This is a genomic window from Variovorax sp. Varisp41, from assembly GCF_047325085.1.
Classification (GTDB): domain Bacteria; phylum Pseudomonadota; class Gammaproteobacteria; order Burkholderiales; family Burkholderiaceae_C; genus Variovorax.
Window position 1 is genome coordinate 6,216,458 of sequence record NZ_CP168540.1, and the last position, 22,359, is coordinate 6,238,816.

At 71.3% G+C, this 22,359-nt stretch carries 22 protein-coding genes; 7 read left to right on the forward strand and 15 right to left on the reverse strand.

From position 1 onward, the window contains the following. Position 1: 1 nt before the first annotated feature. Entirely contained in the window at positions 2 to 1,576 is a 1,575-nt protein-coding gene (locus tag ACEN9J_RS28865; RefSeq protein ID WP_261215747.1) for an ATP-binding protein, read from the reverse strand. Between the two features lie 167 nt (positions 1,577 to 1,743). On the opposite strand from ACEN9J_RS28865, the gene ACEN9J_RS28870 reads away from it, so the two are divergent. Both ACEN9J_RS28870 and ACEN9J_RS28875 read left to right on the forward strand, forming a co-directional pair. Next, positions 1,744 to 1,896 carry a hypothetical protein gene (locus tag ACEN9J_RS28870; protein WP_172705354.1) on the forward strand — a complete coding sequence of 51 codons (153 nt, stop codon included), beginning with the start codon at positions 1,744 to 1,746 and terminating at the stop codon, positions 1,894 to 1,896. After that, positions 1,893 to 2,204, forward strand: coding sequence for a hypothetical protein (locus ACEN9J_RS28875; RefSeq protein WP_413762703.1), 312 nt, complete (start codon positions 1,893 to 1,895; stop codon positions 2,202 to 2,204). The genes ACEN9J_RS28870 and ACEN9J_RS28875 overlap by 4 nt, the downstream gene beginning before the upstream one ends. Positions 2,205 to 2,207: 3 nt before the next feature. Here ACEN9J_RS28875 and ACEN9J_RS28880 read toward each other — a convergent pair whose 3' ends face one another. From ACEN9J_RS28880 to ACEN9J_RS28890, 3 genes are all read right to left on the reverse strand, one after another. Continuing rightward, on the reverse strand, positions 2,208 to 2,891 hold the full coding sequence (locus ACEN9J_RS28880; RefSeq protein WP_057595277.1) for a response regulator: 684 nt from the start codon (positions 2,889 to 2,891) through the stop codon (positions 2,208 to 2,210). Positions 2,892 to 2,896: 5 nt separating this feature from the next. Next, complete coding sequence (bamA, locus tag ACEN9J_RS28885) at positions 2,897 to 5,296, reverse strand: outer membrane protein assembly factor BamA (protein WP_413762704.1); 2,400 nt, start codon at positions 5,294 to 5,296, stop codon at positions 2,897 to 2,899. A 65-nt stretch (positions 5,297 to 5,361) separates the two neighbouring features. After that, positions 5,362 to 6,033, reverse strand: a complete 672-nt coding sequence (locus ACEN9J_RS28890) for a nuclease-related domain-containing protein (protein ID WP_413762705.1) — start codon at positions 6,031 to 6,033, stop codon at positions 5,362 to 5,364. 177 nt (positions 6,034 to 6,210) lie between these two features. Here ACEN9J_RS28890 and ACEN9J_RS28895 point away from each other — a divergent pair, with 177 nt between their 5' ends. The 3 genes from ACEN9J_RS28895 (at position 6,211) to ACEN9J_RS28905 (ending at position 8,292) form a co-directional block, all read left to right on the forward strand. After that, positions 6,211 to 7,368: a porin gene (locus tag ACEN9J_RS28895; RefSeq protein ID WP_057595274.1), complete on the forward strand. Its 1,158-nt coding sequence runs from the start codon at positions 6,211 to 6,213 to the stop codon at positions 7,366 to 7,368. Positions 7,369 to 7,442: 74 nt separating this feature from the next. Continuing rightward, complete coding sequence (locus ACEN9J_RS28900; RefSeq protein WP_413762706.1) at positions 7,443 to 7,757, forward strand: hypothetical protein; 315 nt, start codon at positions 7,443 to 7,445, stop codon at positions 7,755 to 7,757. Between the two features lie 7 nt (positions 7,758 to 7,764). Beyond that, positions 7,765 to 8,292 carry an ATP-binding protein gene (locus ACEN9J_RS28905; protein ID WP_261215766.1) on the forward strand — a complete coding sequence of 176 codons (528 nt, stop codon included), beginning with the start codon at positions 7,765 to 7,767 and terminating at the stop codon, positions 8,290 to 8,292. Between the two features lie 3 nt (positions 8,293 to 8,295). Here the strand turns inward: ACEN9J_RS28905 and ACEN9J_RS28910 are convergent, their stop codons facing one another. From ACEN9J_RS28910 to pbpC, 6 genes are all read right to left on the reverse strand, one after another. Then, positions 8,296 to 10,290: a putative bifunctional diguanylate cyclase/phosphodiesterase gene (locus ACEN9J_RS28910; protein WP_413762707.1), complete on the reverse strand. Its 1,995-nt coding sequence runs from the start codon at positions 10,288 to 10,290 to the stop codon at positions 8,296 to 8,298. A gap of 129 nt (positions 10,291 to 10,419) precedes the next feature. Further along, positions 10,420 to 10,815 carry a hypothetical protein gene (locus ACEN9J_RS28915; protein WP_057595271.1) on the reverse strand — a complete coding sequence of 132 codons (396 nt, stop codon included), beginning with the start codon at positions 10,813 to 10,815 and terminating at the stop codon, positions 10,420 to 10,422. Positions 10,816 to 10,997: 182 nt separating this feature from the next. After that, a complete protein-coding gene (locus ACEN9J_RS28920; protein WP_413762708.1) occupies positions 10,998 to 12,308 on the reverse strand; it encodes a CynX/NimT family MFS transporter in 1,311 nt (436 codons plus the stop codon). Beyond that, entirely contained in the window at positions 12,305 to 13,021 is a 717-nt protein-coding gene (locus ACEN9J_RS28925) for a FadR/GntR family transcriptional regulator (RefSeq protein WP_413762709.1), read from the reverse strand. Before ACEN9J_RS28925 ends, ACEN9J_RS28920 begins: the two co-directional genes overlap by 4 nt. Before the next feature lie 100 nt (positions 13,022 to 13,121). Next, positions 13,122 to 14,618: a TPM domain-containing protein gene (locus tag ACEN9J_RS28930; protein WP_413762710.1), complete on the reverse strand. Its 1,497-nt coding sequence runs from the start codon at positions 14,616 to 14,618 to the stop codon at positions 13,122 to 13,124. Further along, complete coding sequence (gene pbpC, locus ACEN9J_RS28935; RefSeq protein WP_413762711.1) at positions 14,615 to 16,912, reverse strand: penicillin-binding protein 1C; 2,298 nt, start codon at positions 16,910 to 16,912, stop codon at positions 14,615 to 14,617. Before pbpC ends, ACEN9J_RS28930 begins: the two co-directional genes overlap by 4 nt. 340 nt (positions 16,913 to 17,252) lie before the next feature. Here pbpC and ACEN9J_RS28940 point away from each other — a divergent pair, with 340 nt between their 5' ends. Then, positions 17,253 to 17,474 (forward strand): hypothetical protein, encoded by a 222-nt coding sequence (locus ACEN9J_RS28940; RefSeq protein WP_057597769.1) that lies wholly within the window; start codon positions 17,253 to 17,255, stop codon positions 17,472 to 17,474. Positions 17,475 to 17,478: 4 nt separating this feature from the next. Here ACEN9J_RS28940 and ACEN9J_RS28945 read toward each other — a convergent pair whose 3' ends face one another. From ACEN9J_RS28945 to ACEN9J_RS28965, 5 genes are all read right to left on the reverse strand, one after another. Then, on the reverse strand, positions 17,479 to 18,105 hold the full coding sequence (locus ACEN9J_RS28945; protein ID WP_057597767.1) for a LysE family translocator: 627 nt from the start codon (positions 18,103 to 18,105) through the stop codon (positions 17,479 to 17,481). A gap of 47 nt (positions 18,106 to 18,152) precedes the next feature. Beyond that, on the reverse strand, positions 18,153 to 18,554 hold the full coding sequence (locus ACEN9J_RS28950) for a GFA family protein (RefSeq protein ID WP_057597766.1): 402 nt from the start codon (positions 18,552 to 18,554) through the stop codon (positions 18,153 to 18,155). Between the two features lie 146 nt (positions 18,555 to 18,700). Beyond that, entirely contained in the window at positions 18,701 to 18,979 is a 279-nt protein-coding gene (locus ACEN9J_RS28955; RefSeq protein ID WP_057597764.1) for a DUF2277 domain-containing protein, read from the reverse strand. A gap of 39 nt (positions 18,980 to 19,018) precedes the next feature. After that, complete coding sequence (locus ACEN9J_RS28960; protein WP_057597762.1) at positions 19,019 to 19,534, reverse strand: GNAT family N-acetyltransferase; 516 nt, start codon at positions 19,532 to 19,534, stop codon at positions 19,019 to 19,021. A 171-nt stretch (positions 19,535 to 19,705) separates the two neighbouring features. Continuing rightward, on the reverse strand, positions 19,706 to 20,836 hold the full coding sequence (locus tag ACEN9J_RS28965) for an IS481 family transposase (RefSeq protein WP_413762712.1): 1,131 nt from the start codon (positions 20,834 to 20,836) through the stop codon (positions 19,706 to 19,708). Between the two features lie 502 nt (positions 20,837 to 21,338). On the opposite strand from ACEN9J_RS28965, the gene tauA reads away from it, so the two are divergent. Further along, the gene (gene tauA / locus ACEN9J_RS28970; protein WP_057595009.1) at positions 21,339 to 22,355 is read left to right on the forward strand and encodes a taurine ABC transporter substrate-binding protein; all 1,017 of its coding nucleotides are present in this window, start codon (positions 21,339 to 21,341) and stop codon (positions 22,353 to 22,355) included. The last annotated feature ends 4 nt before the right edge of the window (positions 22,356 to 22,359 follow it).

Below are 22,359 nucleotides of genomic sequence, written 5' to 3' on the forward strand. Positions count from 1 at the left end.
ATCATGGTGAAGTGGCCAGCGGCAGGGTGAGGGTGACGCGCAGCCCGCCCATCGGCGAGGGCGAGGCGTCGATGGTGCCGCCGTGCGCCTCGATGGTGGTGCGGCAGATCGACAGGCCCAGGCCCGAGCCGCCGTGCTCGCGGCTGCGCGAGGTCTCGCCGCGGAACAGGCGGTCGAACAGGCGTGGCAATTCGCTCTCGGGCACGCCCGGTGCGCTGTCGTCGAACAGCAGCGTGAGGCTGTGGCCGGTCCACGGCCCCTCCACCGTGACGTCGATGCGCAGCACGCCGCCGGGGTCGGTGTAGGCCAGCGTGTTCTCGAGCAGGTTCATGAAGACCTGGTGCAGCCGGTGCGCGTCGCCCTCGATCGCCGGCTGCTTGCGTGCCGCGATCAGGTCGATGGCGCGCCGGTCGACCGCGATGCCGCGCTGCGCGAAGCGGTCGCGCGTGTGGTCCAGCGCCTCCTTGAGCAGCGACAGCGGATACACCGTCGTGGTCGGCAGGTCGCTCTGCGGCGCGCGCATGCTGCTGCGCAGGTCGTCCACCAGCTGGCCGAGCCGGATCACCTGGCGGTGCAGCCGCAGCGCCGTGCGTTCGTCGAAGGTGCGCACGCCGTCCTGCAGCGCCTCGATCTCGGCGCGCATCGCGGCCAGCGGCGTGCGCAGCTCGTGCGCGGCATCGGCCAGCCAGGCGCGGCGCGAGGCCTCCACGGTGTCGAGCCGCTGCGCCATGTCGTTGAAGGTCTTGCCCAGCAGCGCGAGCTCGTCCGAGCCCTGCACCACCACGCGCGTCGACAGCCGGCCGCGCGCCACGTCCTGCGCCGCCTGCGTCAGGTCGTCGACCGGCTTGAACCAGCGCCGCGCCAGCAGGTAGGAGAGCGCCAGCGCGAACACCAGGCCCGCGAGGCCCGTGAGCACGATCACGCCCGACTGCCGCGCCAGGAAGGCGCGGTCGGCCTCGCTCTCCAGGCCCTGCAGCGGCGCCAGCGCGAGGTAGCCGATGACGGCCCGGCCGCGCCGTATCGGCAGGCGCGCCGCGTTCTCGGGGTCGATGGTCGCGCCCACCACGCGCGCACCCTGCGCGTCGAGCACCGCGAGCCGCTGGTAGATCGAGTCGGCCATCGCGCGCGGATCGGCGAAGAAGAAGGGCGGCGGCATCGCCGGCGCCGCGCGCCGCGGCAGCAGCTCGAGCTGGCCCGGCGGCATCGGCGGCGGGCCGTTGTCGGCCGAGCCCTCGGGCGGAGCGCCGCGCGTGCGGTACTCGTACCAGGGCGGCAGCCGGCGGTCGTCGGGCGTGCTCGCGTTGTCGAGCACCGTCGCCACGCGGCCCATCTGCAGCCGGTGCCAGGCCTCGTCGTTGTCGCGCAGGCTCTTCCAGTCGCCATTGAGCACGTAGTGCTTGAGCACCAGCTGCGAGAGCCAGTCCATGCGGCGGATCTCGATCTCGGCCACGTAGGCGCCGAGGCCGCGCTGCAGCGCGAGGATCGACAGCCCCGCGAAGCTCAGCAGCAGCACGATCAGCAGCGCGGCGAGCGCGAGGAAGATCTTGCGGGAGAGGGTCAGGCGCAGGCGCGGCATGGTCTCGGGAGGTGAGGGCCGCATTCTGCGACAGGCGACGCGGCGGGCGCGGGCAGGGCGGACGGGGGCGTCATCGGCAAGCCGCCGATCATGACCGCCAAATGTGGAGGAATCTGGGAGGGCCCATCTCCCATTTTTCTCCCGAATCGGCACGCACGATGGCTGCCATGACACCGTGCATCGACCTCCTGTGGCCCGCGCTCCTCGCGCTGTTCGGGCTGTTCGCCCCCGCCTGGATCTTCGCGATCCACTGGGCCGAGGGCCGCGCCACGCGGCCCTGCGTGGTCGGCGGCACGGCCCTCGGGGAGGAGTCGACGTGAGCCTTGCCGCGCCCGCCGAGCGCCGCGGCAAGCGCATGCAGCGCCTGGCGGGCGCGCTGGCCTTCTGCGGCCTCGCGGCCGGCACGGTGGTCGCGGTGCGCGACGAGTGCCCGCCCGAAACCGGCGGGCGCGGCACGGTGCGCCGCACGCCGGTCTCCACGCTCGCGCCGATCATGGAGATCGAGCGCGCGGCACTGCCGCAGCAGGCCCGTCCCCGGCCCGGCCAGCCCTTCGACAGCTACAGTCCCGCCGCGCCGAAGCCGGGCGCGCGCCGCGGCGCGGGGGCCTGCCGCTACCACGCCCGTTGAAGTTCAGGCCGGCCGCTCCGCGAAGCTGAAGCCCACGCCGTAGATCGAGCGGATCCAGTCGTGCGCGGGCGCCGCGGCCGAGAGCTTGCGGCGCAGGTTCTTGATGTGGCCGTCGACCGCGCGCTCGTTCACCTCGAGCGCCTCGGGGAACGCGGCCTCGAGCAGCGTCGAACGGCTGAACACCCGGCCCGGGTCGCCCGAGAGCGCGCGCAGCAGCAGCAGCTCGCGCCGCGTCAACGCCAGCGGCCGGCCCTCGAGCCGCGCCCCGCCCCCGGCGTCGTCGAAGGCCACGGCCGCCGAGGGCCGCGCCGCGTGCCGGCGCTGCGCATGGCGGCGCAGCACCGTGTTCACGCGCGCCACCACCTCGCGCGGCGAGAAGGGCTTGCAGACGTAGTCGTCGGCCCCGAGGTCGAGCCCGCGCAGCCGGTCGGCCTCGCGCGTGCGCGCCGTCAGCATGATGATCGGATGGTCGCTCAGCGAACGCACCGCCTCCAGCACCCGCAGGCCGTCGATGCGCGGCAGCGCCACCTCGAGCAGCGTGAGCGCGGGCGGCGCCTGCAGGATGCGCTCGAGCGCGGCCGCGCCGTCGCCGATCCGCTCGACCTCGTGGCCGGCCGCGTGCAGCAGGCCGTGCAGCGCGGCGGCGCTGTCGTGGCGCGCGTCTTCCACCAGCAGGATGCGGGCCATGGCGCTCAGAACGCGGTGCCGATCTGGAACTGCAGCCGCTGCGTGCGGTCGGCCGCGATGCCGTTGGCCGTGTCCTCCTTCTGGTAGCGCAGCGGCACCGCATAGGCCAGTCGCAACGGCCCGAGCGGCGAGATCCAGCTGATGCCCAGGCCGGCCGAGGCACGCAACCTGTTCTGCGCCTTCCATTGCGCATCGCTCATGCTGGCCGTGCGGCTCGCGAACACGTTGCCCGCGTCGAGGAAGCTGTACAGCCGCAGCGAGCGGTCGTTGCCCGCGCCCGGGAACGGCGTGCTGAACTCGAGGTTGAAGATCGCCTTGCGCGTGCCGCCCAGCGCGCCTTCGGTCACCGCGTCGCGCGGCCCCAGCGAGTTCTGCTCGAAGCCGCGGATCGAGCCCAGCCCGCCCGCGTAGAAGTTCTTGAAGATCGGAAAGGCCGAGTCGCCGAGCGCGCGTGCATAGCCGAGCTCGCCGTTGAAAGCCAGCGTGTACTGCTTGGACAGCGGGAAGTACTGCTGGTACTGGTAGTTGCTCTTGAGGTAGCGCAGCGCGCCGCCCACGCCGACCTCGAGGTTCGCGCTCTGCAGCCGGCCCCGGGTCGGGATCAGCGCGCTGTCGCGGTCGTCGCGCGACCAGCCCAGCGTGGCCGGAAAGGCCACCACGTTGCGGTTGGCGCAGCTCACGCTCGGCGCCGTGCCGGTGCACTGGAAGTAGTCGAGGTAGGCCTGCGGCGTCGCGGTGTAGACATAGGAGCCGTCGACCAGCGTGTAGCTGCCGTTGCTGCCGGGCGTGAACGCATAGCGTTCCACGCCGATGCCCAGGTAGATCCGGTCGAGCTCGCCGACCGGGATGCCGAAGCGCACCGAGCCGCCGTCGCTCGCGAGCTTGTAGTTGCCGTCGGCCTCGTAGTAGGGGCGGGTGGTGGTGTGGAACAGGTTGAAGGTGCGCGAGATCCCGTCCTTGCTGAAGTAGGGATCGGTGGCGGTCACCGAGATCGTGCGGTTGTAGGAGCTCGTGTTGACCTGCAGGCCCAGGTAGTTGCCCGAGCCGAACACGTTCTCCTGCGTGATGCCGAAGCTCAGCGAGATCTTGTCGGTGGACGAATAGCCGGCGCCGAGCTGCAGCGAGCCCGTGGGCTTCTCGGCCACCGTCACCGCGATGTCGACCTGGTCGGGCGAGCCGGGGATCTCCTGCGTCTCGACGTTGACGTCGGTGAAGAAGCCGAGCCGGTCCACGCGGTCGCGCGAGAGCTTGATCCTGTTGCCGTCGTACCAGGCGCCCTCGTATTGGCGGAACTCGCGGCGGATCACCTCGTCGCGCGTGCGCGCGTTGCCGCCGATGTGGATGCGCCGCACATAGGCGCGGCGCGCGGGCTCGGCGCGCAGCACCATGGTCACGCGGTGGCGTGCGCGGTCGATCTCGGGCTCGGCCTTCACGCGCGCGAAGGCATAGCCGAAGGTGCCGAAGTAGTCGGTGAAGGCCTTGGTGGTGGCCGCGACCTGCTCGCCGTTGTAGGGCTCGCCGGGCCGGACCGTGACCAGGGTCTTGAATTCATCGTCGCGGCCCAGGTAGTCGCCCGCGAGCTTCACGCCGGCCACCGTGAACTTCTCGCCTTCGGTGATGTTGACGGTGATCGCGAGGTCCTGGCGGTCGGGCGAGATCGCGACCTGGGTGGAGTCGACGCGGAACTCGAGGTAGCCGCGCGTGATGTAGTAGCTCTTGAGGGTCTCGAGGTCGGCGTCGAGCCTGGCGCGCGAGTACTGGTTCGACTTGGTGTACCAGCTGAGCCAGCCGCCGCTGTCCTGGTCGAACAGGTCGAGCAGCGTGCTCTCGCTGAAATCCCTGCCGCCGACGATGCGGACCTCGCGGATGCGCGCGGGCTCGCCCTCGGTCACGCCGAAGCTCAGGTTCACGCGGTTGCGCTCGGTGGGCGTGGCGGTGGTGACGACCTGCGCGTTGTAGAGGCCGCGGCCCAGGTACTGGCGCTTGAGCTCCTGCTCGGCGCGGTCGGCCAGCGCCTTGTCGTAGGGCCGGCCCTCGGCCAGCCCGACCTCGCGCAGCGCCTTCTGCAGCGCCGCCTTGTCGAATTCCTTGGTGCCGGTGAAGTCGACGTCGGCGATGGTCGGGCGTTCCTCGACGATCACCACCAGCACGCGGCCGCTGACGTCGATGCGCACGTCCTTGAACAGGCCCAGCGCGAACAGCGCGCGGATCGCTTCGCTGCCGCGTTCGTCGCTGTAGGTGTCGCCGGCGCGCAGGCCGAGGGTCGCGAAGACGGTGCCCGCCTCCACGCGCTGCAGGCCTTCCAGGCGGATGTCCTGCACGGCGAAGGGCTCGGCGGCCCGGGTGGAAGGTGCGATCAGCGCGGCGAGCAGCGCCAGGCCCGCGAGGGACTTCGGAGATTTCATCGGCGCATGGTTTCGTCCAATGTCGGAGAAATTTGGGACGCCGCGCCGAGTTCACTTTCTCTCCTTTATTGCAGTCCGATGGCGTTGGCGGACAGCCAGCCCGGGGCCGGGAGCGGGGCCCGCATGCCGGGGCCGGTGCAGGCGCGGCAGTTGCGCAGGTGCTCCTCCAGGTCGAGGTCGCCCTGGATCTCGAGCAGCCGCTGCACCGTGCGCTCGACCGCCTGCGCATCGAGCAGCGGATAGCTGCGCGCGGTGCGGCCGTTGTTGCGCACCAGCCGCGCGATATAGGGCAGGTCCTGCTGCGTGATGACGGCCGCGGGCATCACGCCCTCGAGCTCCACGCCCTCGCAGGGCAGCAGCACGAAGTACTGCAGCCGCAGGTCGTCGGGCAGCAGACTGCGCAGCTGCGTGGTCTTGCGCCCGCCCTGCCAGGCCGGGTCCTTCACCTCGCGCGCGCGGTTGCAGCCCTGCAGCCGCAGGAACCAGCGCGGCGGCGCCTGGTCCGACTTCTTGCGGTAGACGAAGGCGTTGCGCCAGGCCTTGATCTCGAACAGGTAGATGCCGGTCTCGCAGACCACCACCGCGTCGATGCGCGCGGTGCGCACCGCGCAGCCCTCGGGCATCGGGATGATCAGGTTGCGAAGAATGCGCAGGTGCTCGAACGCGGGGCGGAATGCGTTGGCGAGCTGTTGCACGCCGAGCGAGGCGGCGAGGTTGCTTTGCAATGCGATGGTCATGGTGGCTCCTTCAGAGCGCGAGCATTGCCTGGCTTTTGGGAGACTTCTGGTAAGGCGAGCGATCGGGGATTGCGCGCAAAAACAACATTCGCCCCCATGCACCAGATTCCTCCGAATTTGGACGGGAGCATCCGTTCCGGCCGCTCGATGAAGAGCGCCGAAACCGGAGAAACCTGAATGAAGAAATCCCTCACGGCCCTGGCCGCGCTGACCGTCACCGGCCTGGCCTGTGCCCAATCGTCCGTCACCCTGTTCGGCGTCGTCGACGCCGGCGTGAGCTACCAGTCGGCCACCTCGCGCAACGCGATCACCGGCATCACCAGCAAGCAGAGCCAATGGAGCCTGGCCAACTCGGGCTACAACTCCAGCCGCATCGGCTTCAGGGGCACCGAGGACCTGGGCGGCGGGCTGGCCGCGAGCTTCTGGCTCGAGGCACCGATCACCAACGACGACGGCGCGACCGGCATCGCCAACTTCAACCGGCGCTCCACCGTGAGCCTCTCGGGCGGCTTCGGCGAAGTGCGGCTGGGCCGCGACTACACGGCCACCTTCTGGAACGACACCGTGTTCGATCCCTTCGGCACCAACGGCTCGGGCACCAACGTGATCAGCACCGTGGGCGGCAGCACGGGCATCGGCAACAGCAACTATGCGCGCGCCAGCAACATGGTCGCGTACTTCCTGCCGCCCAACCTCGGCGGCTTCTACGGTCAGGTGCAGTACAGCCTGAACGAGAACGTGCGCACCAGCGCCACCGACCTCACGGCCGCCACCAGCAGCAGCGCGGGCCGCTACATCGGCGGGCGCTTCGGCTATGCCAACGGGCCGCTCGACGTCGCGCTGGCCGCGGGCCAGAACGTGGCGGTCGACACCACCGCGCTCACGCGCAAGGTGCAGACCGTGAACCTCGGCGCCTCGTACGACTTCGGCCCGGTCAAGCTGTTCGGCGAGCTCTCGAACGTGCAGAACAAGTTCGACACCGGCTTGACCAACACGCACGACAGCTACAAGGGCTACCTGATCGGCGCCACCGTGCCGGTGGGCCCGGGCCTGATCCGCGCCTCGTATTCGGCGGTGCGCTACAACGAGGGCGCCACCGGCCTCTACGGCGAGGATCCGCGCGTCAACAAGCTAGCGCTGGGCTACGTGCACAACCTGTCGAAGCGCACCGCGCTCTACGCCACCGTGGCACGCGTGAGCAACCGCAACGACGCGGCCTACACCGGCAGCCTCACGGCCGCCAGCACCACCGGCTACGGCAGCACGGGCGTGGGCTACACCGGCCTGCCCAAGTCCTCGACCGGCTACGACTTCGGTATCCGCCACGCGTTCTGACGCCGCCGCGCGCCCGCATGCCTCGCGGCGCGCGGGCCCTGCGCGAATGCAGAAAAAGAAGAGGAGAAGCTTTCATGACCTTGCGTATCAAGCACCTGGCCGGCGCGCTCGCCGTGGCCAGCCTCGGCGGCTGCATCGTGCTGCCGCCGCCCATGCCCTACGGCCCGCCGCCGGCCTTTCGCGGCGAAGGTCCGCCGCCGCCGATGCCGCTGCACATGGCGCTGCCCGGCGCGATGTACACGCGCGCGCTGCCGGCCTGGGACATGTGCGAGGGCGAGCCCGAGGGCGCGCGGCCGGTGCCGCCGGGCCCGCGCGGCGACGCGCTCGCGGGCCGCTGCGAGCGCACGCCCTCGGGCTCGCTCGAATACCGGCCGGGCGCGCCGCGCTGAAACCGGCATGGCCATGCAGACCGGCAACCTCGGCTTCGCCATCGCGAGCGTCATCGGGCTCGGCTTCGCGGGCGTGTTCGGCCTCATGGGCTCGCTGCTGGTCGCGAACCTGCGCGACGGTGCGCGGGCGCGCGAGGCCGCGGCACGCGCGCGCGACGAGGCCCTGCAGCGGTTCGGCCGCAGCGCGGTGCACGACTTGCGCGCGCTGCTCGGCGCGGCGCTGCCGCGCGCCGCCGTCGAACTGCCGTCGCAGGCCGTACCCGTGCTGGCGGTGGAGAGCGAGCTGCGCGAGCTGCTCGCGCAAGTGGCTGCGCAGGCCGCCTCGGCCTCGACGGGCGCCGCGCCGCGCGTGCATGCGCGCATCGAGGGCACGCAGGCGGTGGTGCACTGGCGCGATGTCGGCGCGGCGCCGCTGCGGGCCTGCGAGCGCATCGCGGCCGGCCTGGGCGGGCGGCTCTATGCGGCCTCGCACGCGGGCGGTCCGCTCGGACTCACCTTGCGGCTGCCGCTGCACGGCGGCCCGGCCTCGCGCTGAGGCTCAGCCCGGCAGGCGCCGGGCCCAGGGCACGATCACGTCGAGCGGTCCGGGCCGCGCGAGGTGGTAGCCCTGCATCAGAGGACAGCCGAGCGCATTGAGCGCCTCGAGCTCCTCGACGGTCTCCACGCCCTCGGCCACCACGTCGATGCGCAGCGAATGGCCGAGGCGGATCACCGATTCGACCAGCACGCGGTTGCCCGGCGAGGCGGCCAGCCCGAAGATGAAGCTGCGGTCGATCTTCACCTGCCGCACGTACTTGCTGCGCAGCGAGGCCAGCGAGGAATAGCCGACGCCGAAATCGTCCACCACGATCGCCACGCCCGCGTCGGCCAGCGCATGCAGCCGCGCGCTGGCGGCGAAGGTGTCGAGCGCGATCTCCTCGGTGATCTCGATCTGGATGCGGTGCGGCCCGATGCCGTGGCGCGCGATCTCGCCGAGCACGATGCGGTCGAGCGCGAGCTGCGACATCTCGCGCGGCGACACGTTCATCGCCACCGGCACGGCCTCGAAGCGCGGGTCGGCCGCGGCGAGCTCCTGCAGCCCGACGCAGATCTCGGCCAGGATGTGGCGCAGCAGCGATTCGGCCAGGCCGGTGCTCGCGGCCGCGCGGATCACGTCCTCGGGCGGGATCCAGCCATGGCGCGGATGCTGCCAGCGCAGCAGCGCCTCGAGGCTGTGCAGCCGGCGGCCGCCGTCGGCCAGGATCGGCTGGTACCAGACGCCGATGGCGCGCGAGGCGACCGCGGCGGGCAGGTCGCGCTCCACGTCGCGCCGCGTCACCAGGCGTTCGCGCAGGGCCTCGTCGAAGCGGCGGCAGCGGCTGCGGCCCGCGCGCTTGGCCTCGTGCAGCGCCTCGTCGGCCGAGCTCAGCATGTCGGCGATCGGCACGCCGCGCTCGACGCACAGGCCCACGCTCGCGCTCAGCTTGCCGCCGTACTGCGCGGTGGCCGAGGCGATCGATTCGATCAGCGCCTGCGCCACCTGCTCGGGCGAGGGGCCGCCATCCCCGGCGACGAACAGGGCCGCGAATTCGTCGCCGCCCCAGCGGCCCAGGATGGCGTCGCGGCCGGCCAGCTCGCGCTGCAGCCACTGCGCCACGTCCTGCAGCACGCGGTCGCCCATCTTGTGGCCGAAGGCGTCGTTGACGGCCTTGAAGCCGTCGATGCCGAGGATCAGCAGGCCGTGCTCGCGCTCCTTGCCGCCGGCATCGATGCGCAGGCTCGAGGCCTGCGTGAAGCCCTCGCGGTTGAGCAGGCCCGTGAGCGCGTCGTGCGCGACGCGGAAGGCGAGCTGGCGCGTCGATTCGAGCGACAGCGCATGCGACTGCCGCAGGCGCGCGGCCATCGACACGGCCTCGTTCTTGAGCCGGCTGCCTTCGCGGAAGCCGCGTGCGCTCTGCAGCGCCGCGCGCATCAGCGCCGCGAGATAGACCAGCACCATCGCGGCCAGCATCAGGCGGTCGAAGCCGCCGGCCCAGACCAGGCAGCCCATCACCGACAGCAGGGCCGGTGTGATGAAGCTGACCGGCACCGGCGCGTAGGCGATGCCGTAGGTGACCGAGCCGGCGCAGATGCCGCAGACCACGGTCAGGTAGAACAGGGTCTCGGGCGAGGTGTAGCCCTCGCAGAGGATCGGGATCAGGGCCCAGACCGAGCCCGACAGCAGCGCGAACAGCCAGGCCAGCCGCAGCTCGTGGTCGACCGAGGGATCGGTGCCGTCGGCGTTGGGCGCGGGCACGAAGGGCCGGCGGCAGACGAAGATGCGCGTGACGTTGACGGCCAGCGAGAGCGCGAGCCAGGCCAGGCCGAGCGCGGTCAGCTCCGAGTGGTGGGCCAGCAGCGCCACCGTGAGGCTCAGCACCAGGTTGACCGGGATCGCTGCGAGCACGCTGCGGCGCACCGCCAGCATCTGCTCGGTGCGCACCATGCGCGACAGCGCGAGGCCGTCGGGCGAGCCGGCGGCTTCTTCTTCCTGCGGAGGGGAGGAGGCGTTCATGGAATGGATCGGCGACGCATCATGCACCGGTCCGCCGCATCGCGCAGCGCGGCACGGCCGCCGCGGGCGGCCTGCGCGGTCCCCTCGGGGTCACCGCGCGCGGGAAAGCAAGCGCAACGGCACGCTTTTTCAGCGCACCGTCGACATCACGGTCGCGCGGCACCGCGGCTGGTCGCGCGGTGCGAGCAGGACGCAGTTGTCGAGCGCGCGCTGCTGCATGTCGCTGAGCTTCGGCGGTTCGCCGCGGTAGACCGGCGGGGGCGGCGGCGCGGCATAGCGCTGGCGCTGCTCGTATTCCCAGCGGCTGCGGTCGTCGCGGCTGCGTTCCCAGCGCTCGCGTTCCCAGCGGTCGCGGTCGCGCTGGCGGTCGAAGCGCAGCCGGTCCATGCAGGAGTGGAAGTCCATGCCCGAGCGGCCGCTCGCGCAGTAGCGGCGGTCGGCTTCATAGACGTCCATGTCGCGCTGGGCCAGCGCGGGGGCGGTCTGGATCAGGCCCAGCAAGGCCAGGGCGGCAAGTTTCTTCATGGTGCGCTCGTCGAAGAGAAGCCGTGAGGCGGGTGGATCGGGGCGGTGCCTGCTTGGGGCCGCAGTCTGACCGTCGGCATGGGACGAAGTTTCTCATGCTCCGGACCCATCGCCCTTCGGACGCGCGAGCTTCTTGCTGTAGGCGCGCGCGGACCCCGGTACCGCGTCGCGCCAGCACCACGCTAGCGTGGTACCGTGACCGCGCCTACGTGCAGGGTGCGGCCCGCGCCGATGCCCGCGATCACCAGCGCGACACCGACCGCGACGAACAGCCACGAGGCGGCGCCGAAGCTGCCGGTCCAGCCGTGCAGCAGCCCGGCCAGCAGCGGGCCGAAGGCCGCGATGACGTAGCCCACGCCCTGCGCCATGCCCGACAGGTGCGCCGCCACGTGCGAATCGGGCGAGCGCAGCACGATCATGGTGAGCGCCAGCGCGAAGGTGCCGCCCTGCGCGATGCCCAGCAGCACGGCCCAGACCCACACGCCGCCGAGCGGGGCGAACAGCTGGGCCAGCATGGCGGCCACGGTGAGCAGCGCGAGCGCCACGGCCAGGCCGATCTGGTTGCGCAGCCGGACCGCGAGCGCGGGCACCACGAGGCAGGTCACGACCTGCGTGATGACCGAGACCGAGACCACGTAGCCCGCGACGTCGCTGGCCAGGCCGCGCTCGCGCAGGATCGGCGCGAGCCAGCCCATGACGATGTAGGCCAGCGCGGACTGCAGCCCCATGAAGCAGGTGACCTGCCAGGCCAGCCGGTCGCGCCACAGGCCGCGCACGGTGAAGCCCGATTCGCTGGCGATCGGCTTGCGCGCCAGCGCCTGCGGCGCCCACAGCAGCGTGACCAGCGCGGCCGGCAGCGCCCAGACCGCGAGCGCCGCGGTCCAGCCGCCGCCCAGCGCATGCTCGATCGGCACCGTGAGGCCGGCCGCGCTCGCGGCGCCGCCGCACACGGCCATGGTGTAGAGGCCCATCATCAGCGCCGCCTGTCCGGCGAAGTCGCGCTTGACCAGCCCCGACAGCAGCACGTTGGCGACCGCGATGCCGCTGCCGGCGATCGCCGAGGCGAGGAACAGTAGCGGCACGTTGCCGGTGCCGCGCAGCAGCGTGCCGACCAGGATCAGCGCCATGCAGCCCAGCAGCGTGCGCTCGGTGCCGAAGCGCCGGCCGAGGCCGGGCGCGAGCGGCGCGAACAGGCCCAGGCACAGCACGGGCAGGGTGGTCAACAGGCTGGCGGCGGTGGCCGACAGGCCGGTGGCGCGGACGATCTCGGGCAACACCACCGAGAGGCTGGCGAACACCGGCCGCAGGTTGAAGGCGATCAGCACCACGCTGGCGCCCAGCAGGATGCGGCGGCCGCGGCTCGGTGCCGGGGTGGGCGGCGGCGCGGGCTGGCTGTCGATCTCGGCGTCGATCAGCAGCTGGCCGGCCTCGGCGGCGGGCGCGTGGCGCAGGGTGGCCGTGGCGGCGGAAGGGAAAGTGCTGGTGGCGGTCATGAGCGAGACGGCGCGCGTGGGGCGCCGGTGGAGGTGTCGGAGCCGGCGGCGAGGGCCGCGATCATGGGCGTCATGAAGGCGCGCACGGCGGCGTCGGCGCGCTCGGGGTCGCGGCTGGCGATGGCCTCGACCACGGCGCGGTGCGCGGCGTCGTCGGGCTCGGGCAGCAGCGTGCCCATGGTGCTGGCGATCGTGTCCTTGATGTAGCCGCCGATGAAGCGCACCGTCTCGGCGAGCGCGAGGTTGCCCGTGATGTCGACGATGGCCAGGTGGAAGGCGAGGTCGCGCTCGATGAAGGCCTTGCCGCCGTCGTCGGGCGCGGGCGTGCCGCGGCGGTCGAGCAGGGCGTGGAGCTGGCGCAGGTCCTCGGGCGTGTGGCGCAGCGCGGCCAGCCGCGCGGCCTGCACCTCGAGCGCGCAGCGCACCTCGAACTGGTCGAGCAGGCTGGCCAGGCGCAGCTTCTGCAGGCTGGCGCCGGGATCGAAGCCCGAGCGCACATAGGTGCCCGAGCCCTGGCGCACCTCGAGCAGGCCGCGCGAGACCAGCGTCTTGACGGCCTCGCGCACGGTGCCGCGGCTCACGCCGAGCAACTGGGCGAGCTGCGGCTCGATGGGGATGCGCGCGCCGACGGGCCAGCGGCCGGCGGAGATCTCGGCGCGGATGCCGTTGGCGGCGGCTTCGACCAGGGAGGTGCGAGGGGCTTGGGCTAGCATGAGGTGCTAATTCATTGAATCATCGGATGAATTGTGGCCGGGGGTCGGTAGGCCTTGTGGCGGGAGGGGCTTGGGTCGGGGCGTTCCCCCGGGTCGTCCGCTACCAGCTTCCCGAGGCGCCGCCGCCGCTGCTCGAGCCGCCCGAGTCCGACGAGGACGACGACGAATCCGACGACGAGGAGGACGAGGACTCGTACGAAGAGGAGGACGAGGAACTGCTGCTGCCCCATCCGCTGTCGCCGTAGTCGTTGCCGTGCCCGCCGCCCCCGCCGCCATCGGCCGGGAAGAAGGCCACGAGCAGCGCCACCACCGTGACGGCCGCCAGCACGAGCAGGAACAGCTGCGGCTCGAGCTCGTCGTGCATCAGCCCGACGAACAGGCCCACCACCACGCACACCACGATCCAGCGCGAGACGAAGCTGCGCACGCCCTTGCCCCAGGCCTTGCGCATGCCGGTCACGATCAGCAGCCCGACCAGCACCGCCGCGCCCAGCGCCAGCATGCCGAGCAGCGACCAGCCCACGCGCTCCCAGCCCAGTTGCCGGCCCGCGACCGCCACGCCCGCGATCAGCAGCGCGATGCCGGCGACGACGAGGCGCATGGTGCGCCACAGGCCGCAGCCATAGCCGATGCCGAAGCCCATCGGCACCGGCATCATCGCGAGCGCGATCGCGAACATCGGTTCGCCGAGCGTAGCAGCCGCGGCGACCGGCGCGACCGCGAGCGCGCCGAAGGTCCAGGGCCAGCGCCGCAGCGTCCTGCCGGGCGCGGCCGCGGCAAGGGCCGAGGCGCTTTCCAGCTCGGCCGCGACGCTGGCCTGCGCGCGGCGTGCGCGCTTCGACGAGCGGCGCGCGCTGCTGCGGGCCTGCCGTGCGCGCCGCCGGGCGAGCCAGTCGGCGTCGGTGCGCAGCTCGGCCGCGCTCTTCTTCTGCCGGCTCTGCCAGAGCCCGACCAGCGCCGACCAGCCGATCACGGCGAAGAAGGCCCAGCCCTCGGGCGTGACGTGCCATCCGCGCGGCTCGGGCGGCGTCGATTCGACGGGCTCGCCCGGATCGATCAGCGGCAGCTCCTGGGCCATGGCCATCGGCTCGCCGCGGATCAGCTGCGCGATGCCGTCGACCGCGGCACCCAGGCCGCCGTCGAAATCGCCGGCGCGAAAGCGCGGCGTCATCTCCTGGTCGATGATGCGCGCGGCCTGGATGTCGGTGATGCGGCCCTCGAGGCCGCGGCCGACCTCGATGCGCATGCGCCGGTCGCGGATCGCCACCAGCAGCAGCACGCCGTCGTCCTCGTCCTTGCGCCCGAGCTTCCACTGCGCGAACACGCGCGTGGCGTATTGCTCGATGCTGTCCTCGCCGGTGGTCGGCACGATCAGCACCGCGAGCTGGGCCCGGGTCTCGCGCTCGATGTCGGCGATGCGCTCGCGCAGCGCCTCGGCCTGCGCGGCGTCGAGCGTCTTGTTCTGGTCGATCACGCGCGACTTCATCGCCGGCACGGGCACGGGTTTGGCCTGCGCGCCGAATACCGCGGCGAACAGCAGCACCAGACACAGCCAGAGGTGCAGGCCGGGTCGGGAGTTCGGGGTCGTCGCCTTCATCGCTGGGCGCTCTTCGTCACGACGCCCGCGCCGCGCACCTCGAGCCGGCGCTGGTCCACCACCTTGCCGCCGGCATCGACCAGCTCGATCAGGTGGCGGCCCGGCCAGGGCAGCCACTGCGCGCTGTTGCCGCGCGCGAAGTGCTTGCCGTCGATGCGCCATTGCACGCCGCGGCCTTCCGATTCGAAGCGCACGCGCTGGCGCAGCGGCGGGATGTCGGGATCGAGCGCGATGATCGTGCCGTCGGCCGGCGCGGTGATGCGCGCGATGGCGGCCGTGCCCGCGGCGCCGGGTTCGTTCGCGAGCGCGAACAGCGGCTGCTCCGTGCCCTGCACGAACCATTCGTCGCGCGCGGCCTCGAGCGCATTGCCGTCGGGACCGGGGCCGAAGTCGATGTGCGTGCGCACCAGGCCTGGCGGCGGCGCGGGCGCCCGGCTCGGCTCGCGCGCGTGCAGGAAGCGCATGACCTCGGCCCAGACCGGCGCCGCGCCGCTGGTGCCGCTCACGTCCCACATCGACTCGCCGCTCGCGTTGCCGACCCACACGCCGACCGTGTAGCGCTGCGACCAGCCCACCGCCCAGTTGTCGCGCATGTCCTTGCTGGTGCCGGTCTTCACCGCGCTCCAGAAGCGGGTCGAGAGGATGCTGTCGAGGCCGAAGCTGCGGGTGCGCGCGTTGGGGTCGGACAGGATGTCGCCGACGATGAAGGCGGCGCGCGGGTCGAGCACCGGCGCCGGGGGGCTCTTCGCGGTGGCGGCGGCGGTCTTCCTCGACTTGTCGGGCGCCGCCGGCGCCAGCAGCGTGGTCGTGCCGTAGCGCCCGCCGTTGGCCAGCATGCGGTAGGCGTTGGTCAGCGACAGCAGCGTGACCTCGGCGCTGCCGAGCGCGAGGCTGTAGCCGTAGTAGTCGCCGCTCTCGCGCAGCGGCAGGCCGGCCGCGCGCAGCCCGCGCGCGAAGGATTCGGGCGACACCATCACCAGCGTGCGCACGGCCGGCACGTTGAGCGAGGCCGCGAGCGCGGTGCGCGCCGACACCGGGCCCTTGAAGCGGCGGTCGTAGTTCTGCGGGATGTAGAGGCCGCTCGCGGTGTTGATCTGCGCCGACGAGTCCTCGATCAGCGAAGCCGCGGTGAGCCGCCGTTCGGCGATCGCCTGGCCGTAGAGCAGCGGCTTGAGCGTCGAGCCCGGCTGGCGCATCGCGATCACGCCGTCGACCTCGGCCGCCTGGCTCAGCGGCCCCGAGGAACCGACCCAGGCCAGCACCTCGCCGGTGGCGTTGTCGAGCACCACCAGCGCGCCGTCCTCCACGTGCCGGCCGCGCAGCTCGCGCAGGTGCCGCTGCAGGGTGCCGAGCGCGAAGCGCTGCAGCGGCGCGCGCAGCGTGGTGCGCACGCTGCCGTCGCCGGTGTCCTTCGCCGCCGCCCTGGCTTCGGCCGGCGGCGTGTCTTCCTGCCCGGGCTCGCGGCCCTCGCGCGCCTGGCGAAGCGCGCGCCGCGCGGCATGCGGCGCGATGCCTTCACTGGCCTCGAAGGCGCGCCGCTGCACCGCGGCGCTGGTGAACATGTCGAGCGCCTCGCAGTCGGCCTTGCGCTGCGGCTCCATGGTGCGCAGCACCTCGCAGGCGCGCTGCGCCACCAGGGCCGGCCGCGCGTTGGGCGCGCGCACCCGCGCGGCGGCCACGGCGGCCTCGCGCGCGTCGAGGCCGCTCGGCGCCTTGCCGAACAGCGTGCGCGAGAGCGCGTCGATGCCCACGATCTCGCCGCGGAACGGCACGCTGTTGAGGTAGGCCTCGAGGATCTGGTCCTTGCGCCACTGGCGCTCGAGCTGGGTCGCGGCCACGGTCTGGCCGAGCTTCTGCGTCAGGCTGCGGCCGCCGCCGCCGCGCCGCAGGTCCTCGTCGAGCAGGCCCGAGAGCTGCATCGTGATGGTCGAGGCGCCGCGCGTGCGCGTGTTCCAGAGGTTGCCCCAGGCCGCGGCCGAGACCGCGCGCCAGTCGACGCCGCTGTGCTCGTAGAAGCGCCGGTCCTCGCTGAGCACCATCGCCGTGCGCAAGGCCGGCGAGATGTCGGCCAGCGCCGTCCACTGGCCGCGCCGCACGCTGGCGTCGGTGCGCACGCGCTGCAGCAGCTCGCCGTTGCGGTCGAGCACCGCGGTGTCGGACGAGCGGAAGTCGCGCTTCACCTCCTCGAAGCTCGGCACGGCCCATGCGGCCTGCGCCGTCAGCATCAGCGCGGCGAGCGCCAGCGTGAGGCGCGGGAGCGCGGGGGAATGAAACAGGGCGATGGGCGTCGGCATCAGGGCAGGGGTGCGCGCGGGGAATGCGCGGGGCTGGAAAGCGGCAGCCATTCTCGGCCATGCGCATCGGGCTGCCGTCCTGCCGAAAGATGTAGACGGAAGTTCGAACCCGTGCCGCGCGGCATGCGCCTACCCACGGACGCGGGGCGCGCCGCCACGCGGTGGGCGGGTGGGTCGTTCACAGTCTGCGGCAGCGGCCACATCCGGTCACACAACTTCACCGTGGCGCAGCCATCGCGACACCGCGGCTCGACCGGCGTGACCTTCAATGCGCTACCGCCGCGGCGCCCAGAGGCAAGCCGGTGCGGTGTTCCACAACCATTCCAAGGAGAGATGCATCATGAAGAACAACAGACTCGCCACCCTGGCCGTCGTGCTGTCGGCCTCGGCCGTGCTGGCCGGCTGCGTCGTCGCCCCCGGCTACGACCGTCCGCCGCCGCCGCGCGCCGGCTACGGCGACCGTGACCGCGACGGCGTGCCGAACCGCTACGACCGCGATCGCGACGGCGATGGCGTGCCCAACCGCTACGACCGCCGCCCCGGCGATCCGACGCGCAACTGAGCGATCAGGCCGGCCGGCGCGCCATCAGCGCCCACAGGCCCGCGGCGCTCAGCAGCGCGCCGCCGCCGAGGTTGAAGCGGCGCTGCGCGCGCGGCGACGACAGGAGGCGCCGCGCCGAGCCCGCGAACACCGCGTAGAGCGTGGCGTTGAGCGTGGCCATTGCGACGAAGGTCAGCGCCAGCACCCACATCTGCGGCGCGACCGCGGCCTTCTGGCTGATGAACTGCGGCAGGAAGGCCACGAAGAACACGATGCCTTTCGGGTTGAGCGCCGTCACCAGGTAGGTGTTGGCGAACAGCCGCCAGCGCGAGGCGGGTGCTTCCGGTGTCGCGATCTCGGCGCTCGACACGCCCGCGCGCAGCAGCTTGATGCCCAGGTACAGCAGGTACAGCCCCCCCACCCATTTCACCGCGTTGAACCAGAAGGCCGAGGCCGCGAGCAGCGTGCCCAGGCCCAGCAGCGACACCACCAGCGCGGTCGAGTCGCCGAGCGCCACCGCGGCCACCAGCGGCACGTTGGCGCGGCGGCCGTGCGACATCGAGTAGCTGATCACCGTGAGGATGGTCGGACCTGGAATGACCAGCAGCACGGCCGAGGCGGCCACGAAGGCGAGCCAGAGTTCGAAAGGCATGAGGGTGTCTCCTGTGGATTGTGGTTGTCTGTCTGTTGATCGTCGTCTCAGGGATCGATGGCCGTGCGCGCCACGTGCCAGGTGCCGCGGTGGCCGTCCACGTACTGCAGCGGCGAGTTGACGAGGTCGTCGAGGTCCACGTCGTCGAGGCAGGTCACGTTCACGCCGTAGGCATGGGCGCCGGTCTCGGGCGAATGCCCCACGCCGAAGGAGCGCACGCCGCAGAGCTTGCAGACGATGTAGTGGCTGTTGCGGGTGTCGAGCATCTGCTCGCTGAGCTCGGATTCGCCCTCGAGCAGGCGGAAGGCCCCGGGCTCGACGATGGCTGGCCAGAAGCGCGTGCGGGTGCAGATCGCGCAGTTGCAGCGCAGCGTGCCCAGGCTCAGGTCGATGTCGGCTTCGAAGCGCACGGCGCCGCAGTGGCAGCCTCCGATATAGGTCTTTCTCATTCGGTCGATGTCCGCGTCTTCTTGAATGTGTTTCGGCTTGCAAGGCACGATACCAAAGGCCTTTTGGACCTGCGCCGCGGCAGGCGCAAAAACCGTGCGCGGCAAAGGCCGAACGCGGCGGGCTCGGGCGCGTGCGCCGGTGGCGGTCAGGAAAGCTGCGTGCCGAAGCGCGCGGCCGAGCGGGCCCTGGCGCGCTCGGCCTCGATCTCGCGGTCGCGCGGCTCGGCCGTGGTCACCAGCGATTCGAGCAGCCGCGCGGCGCTGGCGCTGACTTCCTCGACGGCGCGTTCGAACGCGGCCTCGTTGGCGCGCGAGGGGACGTTGAAGCCGCTGAGCTTGCGCACGAACTGCAGGGCCGCGGCGCGGATCTCCTGCTCGGTGGCGGGCGGCTCGAAGTTGTAGAGGGTCTTGATGCTCCTGCACATGGTGTCGTGTCTCCGGGCTCTTGTCGGGTACGGAGCAGTCTAGTGGGGCGCGGTGGCCTCGGTGGCGAGCAGGGCCATGGCGTGGACGTCGTGGTAGATGCCGTCGACGCGCATCGCCTGGCGTTGCAGGCCTTCGTGCTGGAAGCCGAAGCGTTCGTAGAGGGCCTTGGCGGGGAGGTTGTCGTCGCGCACCGTGAGTTCGATGCGGGTGAGGCCCCTGAGCCAGGCGGCTTCGATGGCGGCGCGCAGCAGCTGCGGACCGAGTCCGCGGCCACGTGCCTGGGGGTGCATCGCGATGCCGAGGGTGCCTGCGTGGGCGCGGGTCTGGCCGAAGGTGGGGGCGATGTCGCACCAGCCTATGACCTGGTTGTTTTCTACGGCTACGAAGTGAGGGGAGTGGGTGGCGCGCAGGTGGCGGTAGAAGTCGGTGGTCGAGTCGTAGGGCGGGGCCTCGGTGAGGGCCAGGTACTTTTTTTCTCGGGCCACCGTGTCGAGGGTCTGGTGGAGGGAAGGGTAGTGATGCGCTTCTGCGGGGAGGATGACGGCTTGAGGCATGGTGTGGGGCAGTTTGCCAGCGGTCTTGGTTGTGTGACGGTGCTCTTCTTGTTGAGGTTGTCGGCCGGGACTCGCCCCGGCGGGCGACTCACTTTTCTTGTCTCGCTGTATGGACCGGAGACATGGGTGACACATGTGCGAGGACATGGTGGACACATTCTGCATGGTGGCTCAGGCCTCGCGCAGGTCGATCTCGCGCAGCTTGTGGTGCACGAAGTAGACGTCGTAGCAGCCCTCTCGCCCGGGCTGCGCGCGCAGCGCGATCTCGTGGTCCTTGAGTGCTGCGGACACCTTGAAGCGCTTGCTCTTGAAGCGCACCTCCCCCAGCCAGCCGACCTTCACCACCGTGTCGTTCGGGCCGTACTCGAGCGGTGGCAGCGTCCTCGGATAGGCCCTCTCGCTGGCGCGATACCGGCTCGCCGGGGTGTTCATGCCCAGCGCCTGGTGCGGGCGCTCATGGTTGTAGATACGCCTCCAGCGATCGAACTGCTGCTGTGCCTGAGCCAGATCCTGGAAGCTGCGCCCGGCCAGCAACTCCGCCTTCAGGCTGCGATGGAAGCGCTCGTCCTTGCCGTTGGTCTGCGGGTGATAGGGGCTGCTGAAGCTCACCCGCACGCCCAGGCGGATGAGCCACAGCGCGAGTTCGCTGAGCTGGCCCGGCTCGCGCGGACTGCCCCAGGGTGCGCCGTTGTCCGCATTGATGCGCACCGGCAGGCCGTAGCGGGAGAAGACGTCCTGCAACTGCTCCTTCACGCTGGCCGTTTGCTGGCGGGCACAGGCGCGCAGGGCCAGGTTGTAGCGAGAGTGGTCGTCCAGCAGCGTCAGCGGATGGCAGGGCCCCGCTGCGGTGGACACGTAGCCCTTGAAGTCGATCTGCCAGAGGCTGTTGGGCGCCTCGTGCTCGAAGCGCTGCCAGGCGGTGGCCGCACTGCTGGCCTGGGCGCTGATGAGGCCGTGGCGCTTGAGGATGGAGTTGACGGTGCTCGGAGCCAGGCAACCCTGTCCGAGGTCGCTCAGGCGCCGTGCGAGCTTGCGTGCGCCCCAGGCAGGGTGCTGCTGGCGCAGCGAGACGATGGATTGTTGAAGTTCGGGCGAGGTCTCGCCGGGGCTGTGGTGCGGGCGGCGACTGGCATCGCCCAGGCCGGCGGCACCCAGCGTGGCGCTGCGTGCGAGCCATTTGTAGCCGGTCTGCGGGCTGATGCCGAAGCGCCGGCACAGCTCACGCCGATTGGCACCTTCCTGGCGTGCCAGGGCAACGAACTCTTCTCTCAGGCTCATGGTGTCTCGGGTGCTCCAGGGCATGGTCGTCTTCCGATCGGGCGATACGCCCGATGGTGTCCACCATGTCCTCGCACACCTGTCCACCATGTGCCCGGTCCATACATCTCGCCAAGAAAAGTAAGCAAAAGAAGGCGACCCCACTGTCTGCGACCCCTCCGCTGCGCTACGGGGCAACCTGCGGTGCTCGCGTTTCGCGGGGTCTCGCAGAACTCGCTTCGCTCAAACAGCTGCGAGCCCTGATCCGCGAAACGCTGCGCTCCTCGGCGCAGCCAGAGGGGGTGGGTCGGGCCATCGCTTCGCCCGCCGGGGCGAGACCCGGCCAACAGCCTCACCAAAGAAAACAACCCCAAAACAAAAAACGCACCTCCCCCGTGCCCCAAGGCACCAAACAAGGGTAAGTCCCAGTCCACTGGCACCTCCCCCTTCCACCCCTGGCACTTTGCACCCCACCCCCAACCATGCACAGTACCCCTCGCCCCGAAGCCTCGGCCAGCGCCGCCCGCAACAGACAAGGAGAACCCGGATGAACACGCGTCGATCCCTGCACCGTGCAATCGCAGCCACAGCGCTGCTCATGCTGGCCACCACCGGCACCGCCTTCGCCCAGAAGGCCAAGGAGCTCACCTTCGCTCATCAGGACATGCTCGTCCCGCTGCGCCTGGTCATGGAGTCGGGCGAGGTCGAGAAGGCCACCGGCTACAAGATCAACTGGCGCATGTTCTCGGGCGGCGGCGACGTGATCCGCGCCATGGCCTCGGGCGACGTGCAGATGGGCGAGACCGGCTCCAGCCCGCTCACGGCCGCGGCCAGCCAGGGGCAGGACATCAAGCTGTTCTGGATCTCGGCCGACATCGCCGACGCCGAGGCGCTGGTGGCGCGCAATGCCTCGGGCATCGCGAGCCTCAAGGACCTCGCGGGCAAGAAGGTCGCCACGCCCTTCGTCTCCACCGCCCACTACCAGCTCATGGCCGCGATGAAGATGGACGGCGTGGACGCGAAGAAGGTCAACGTGATGAACATGCGCCCGCCCGAGATCGCGGCGGCCTGGGAGCGCGGCGACATCGACGCCACCTTCATCTGGGACCCGGTGCTCTCCAAGATCCGCTCCAGCGGCAAGGTGATCGCCACCTCGGGCAGCATCGGCAAGCGCGGCGCACCGACCTTCGAGGGCATCGTGGTCAATGCCAAGTGGGCGGCCGAGAACGAGGCCTTCATGGTGGCGTTCGTGAAGGCGCTCAACCGCGCCAACGACGAGTACAAGGCCTCGGGCAAGAGCTGGACGCCCGACTCGCCGCAGACCAAGGCGATGGCCAAGTGGACCAAGGCCAATCCGCAGGACGTGGGCCCGGCGATGGCGCTCTACAGCTTCCCGACCCTGTCCGAGCAGCTCTCGCCGACCTGGCTCGGCGGCGGCGCGGCCAAGGCGATGGCCAACACGGCGGTGTTCCTCAAGGAACAGGGCCGGGTGCAGGAGGTCAAGCCCGACTACTCGGCCTACGTGACCACCACCTACGTCGAGAAGGCCCTGGCGGCCAAGTGAGCGC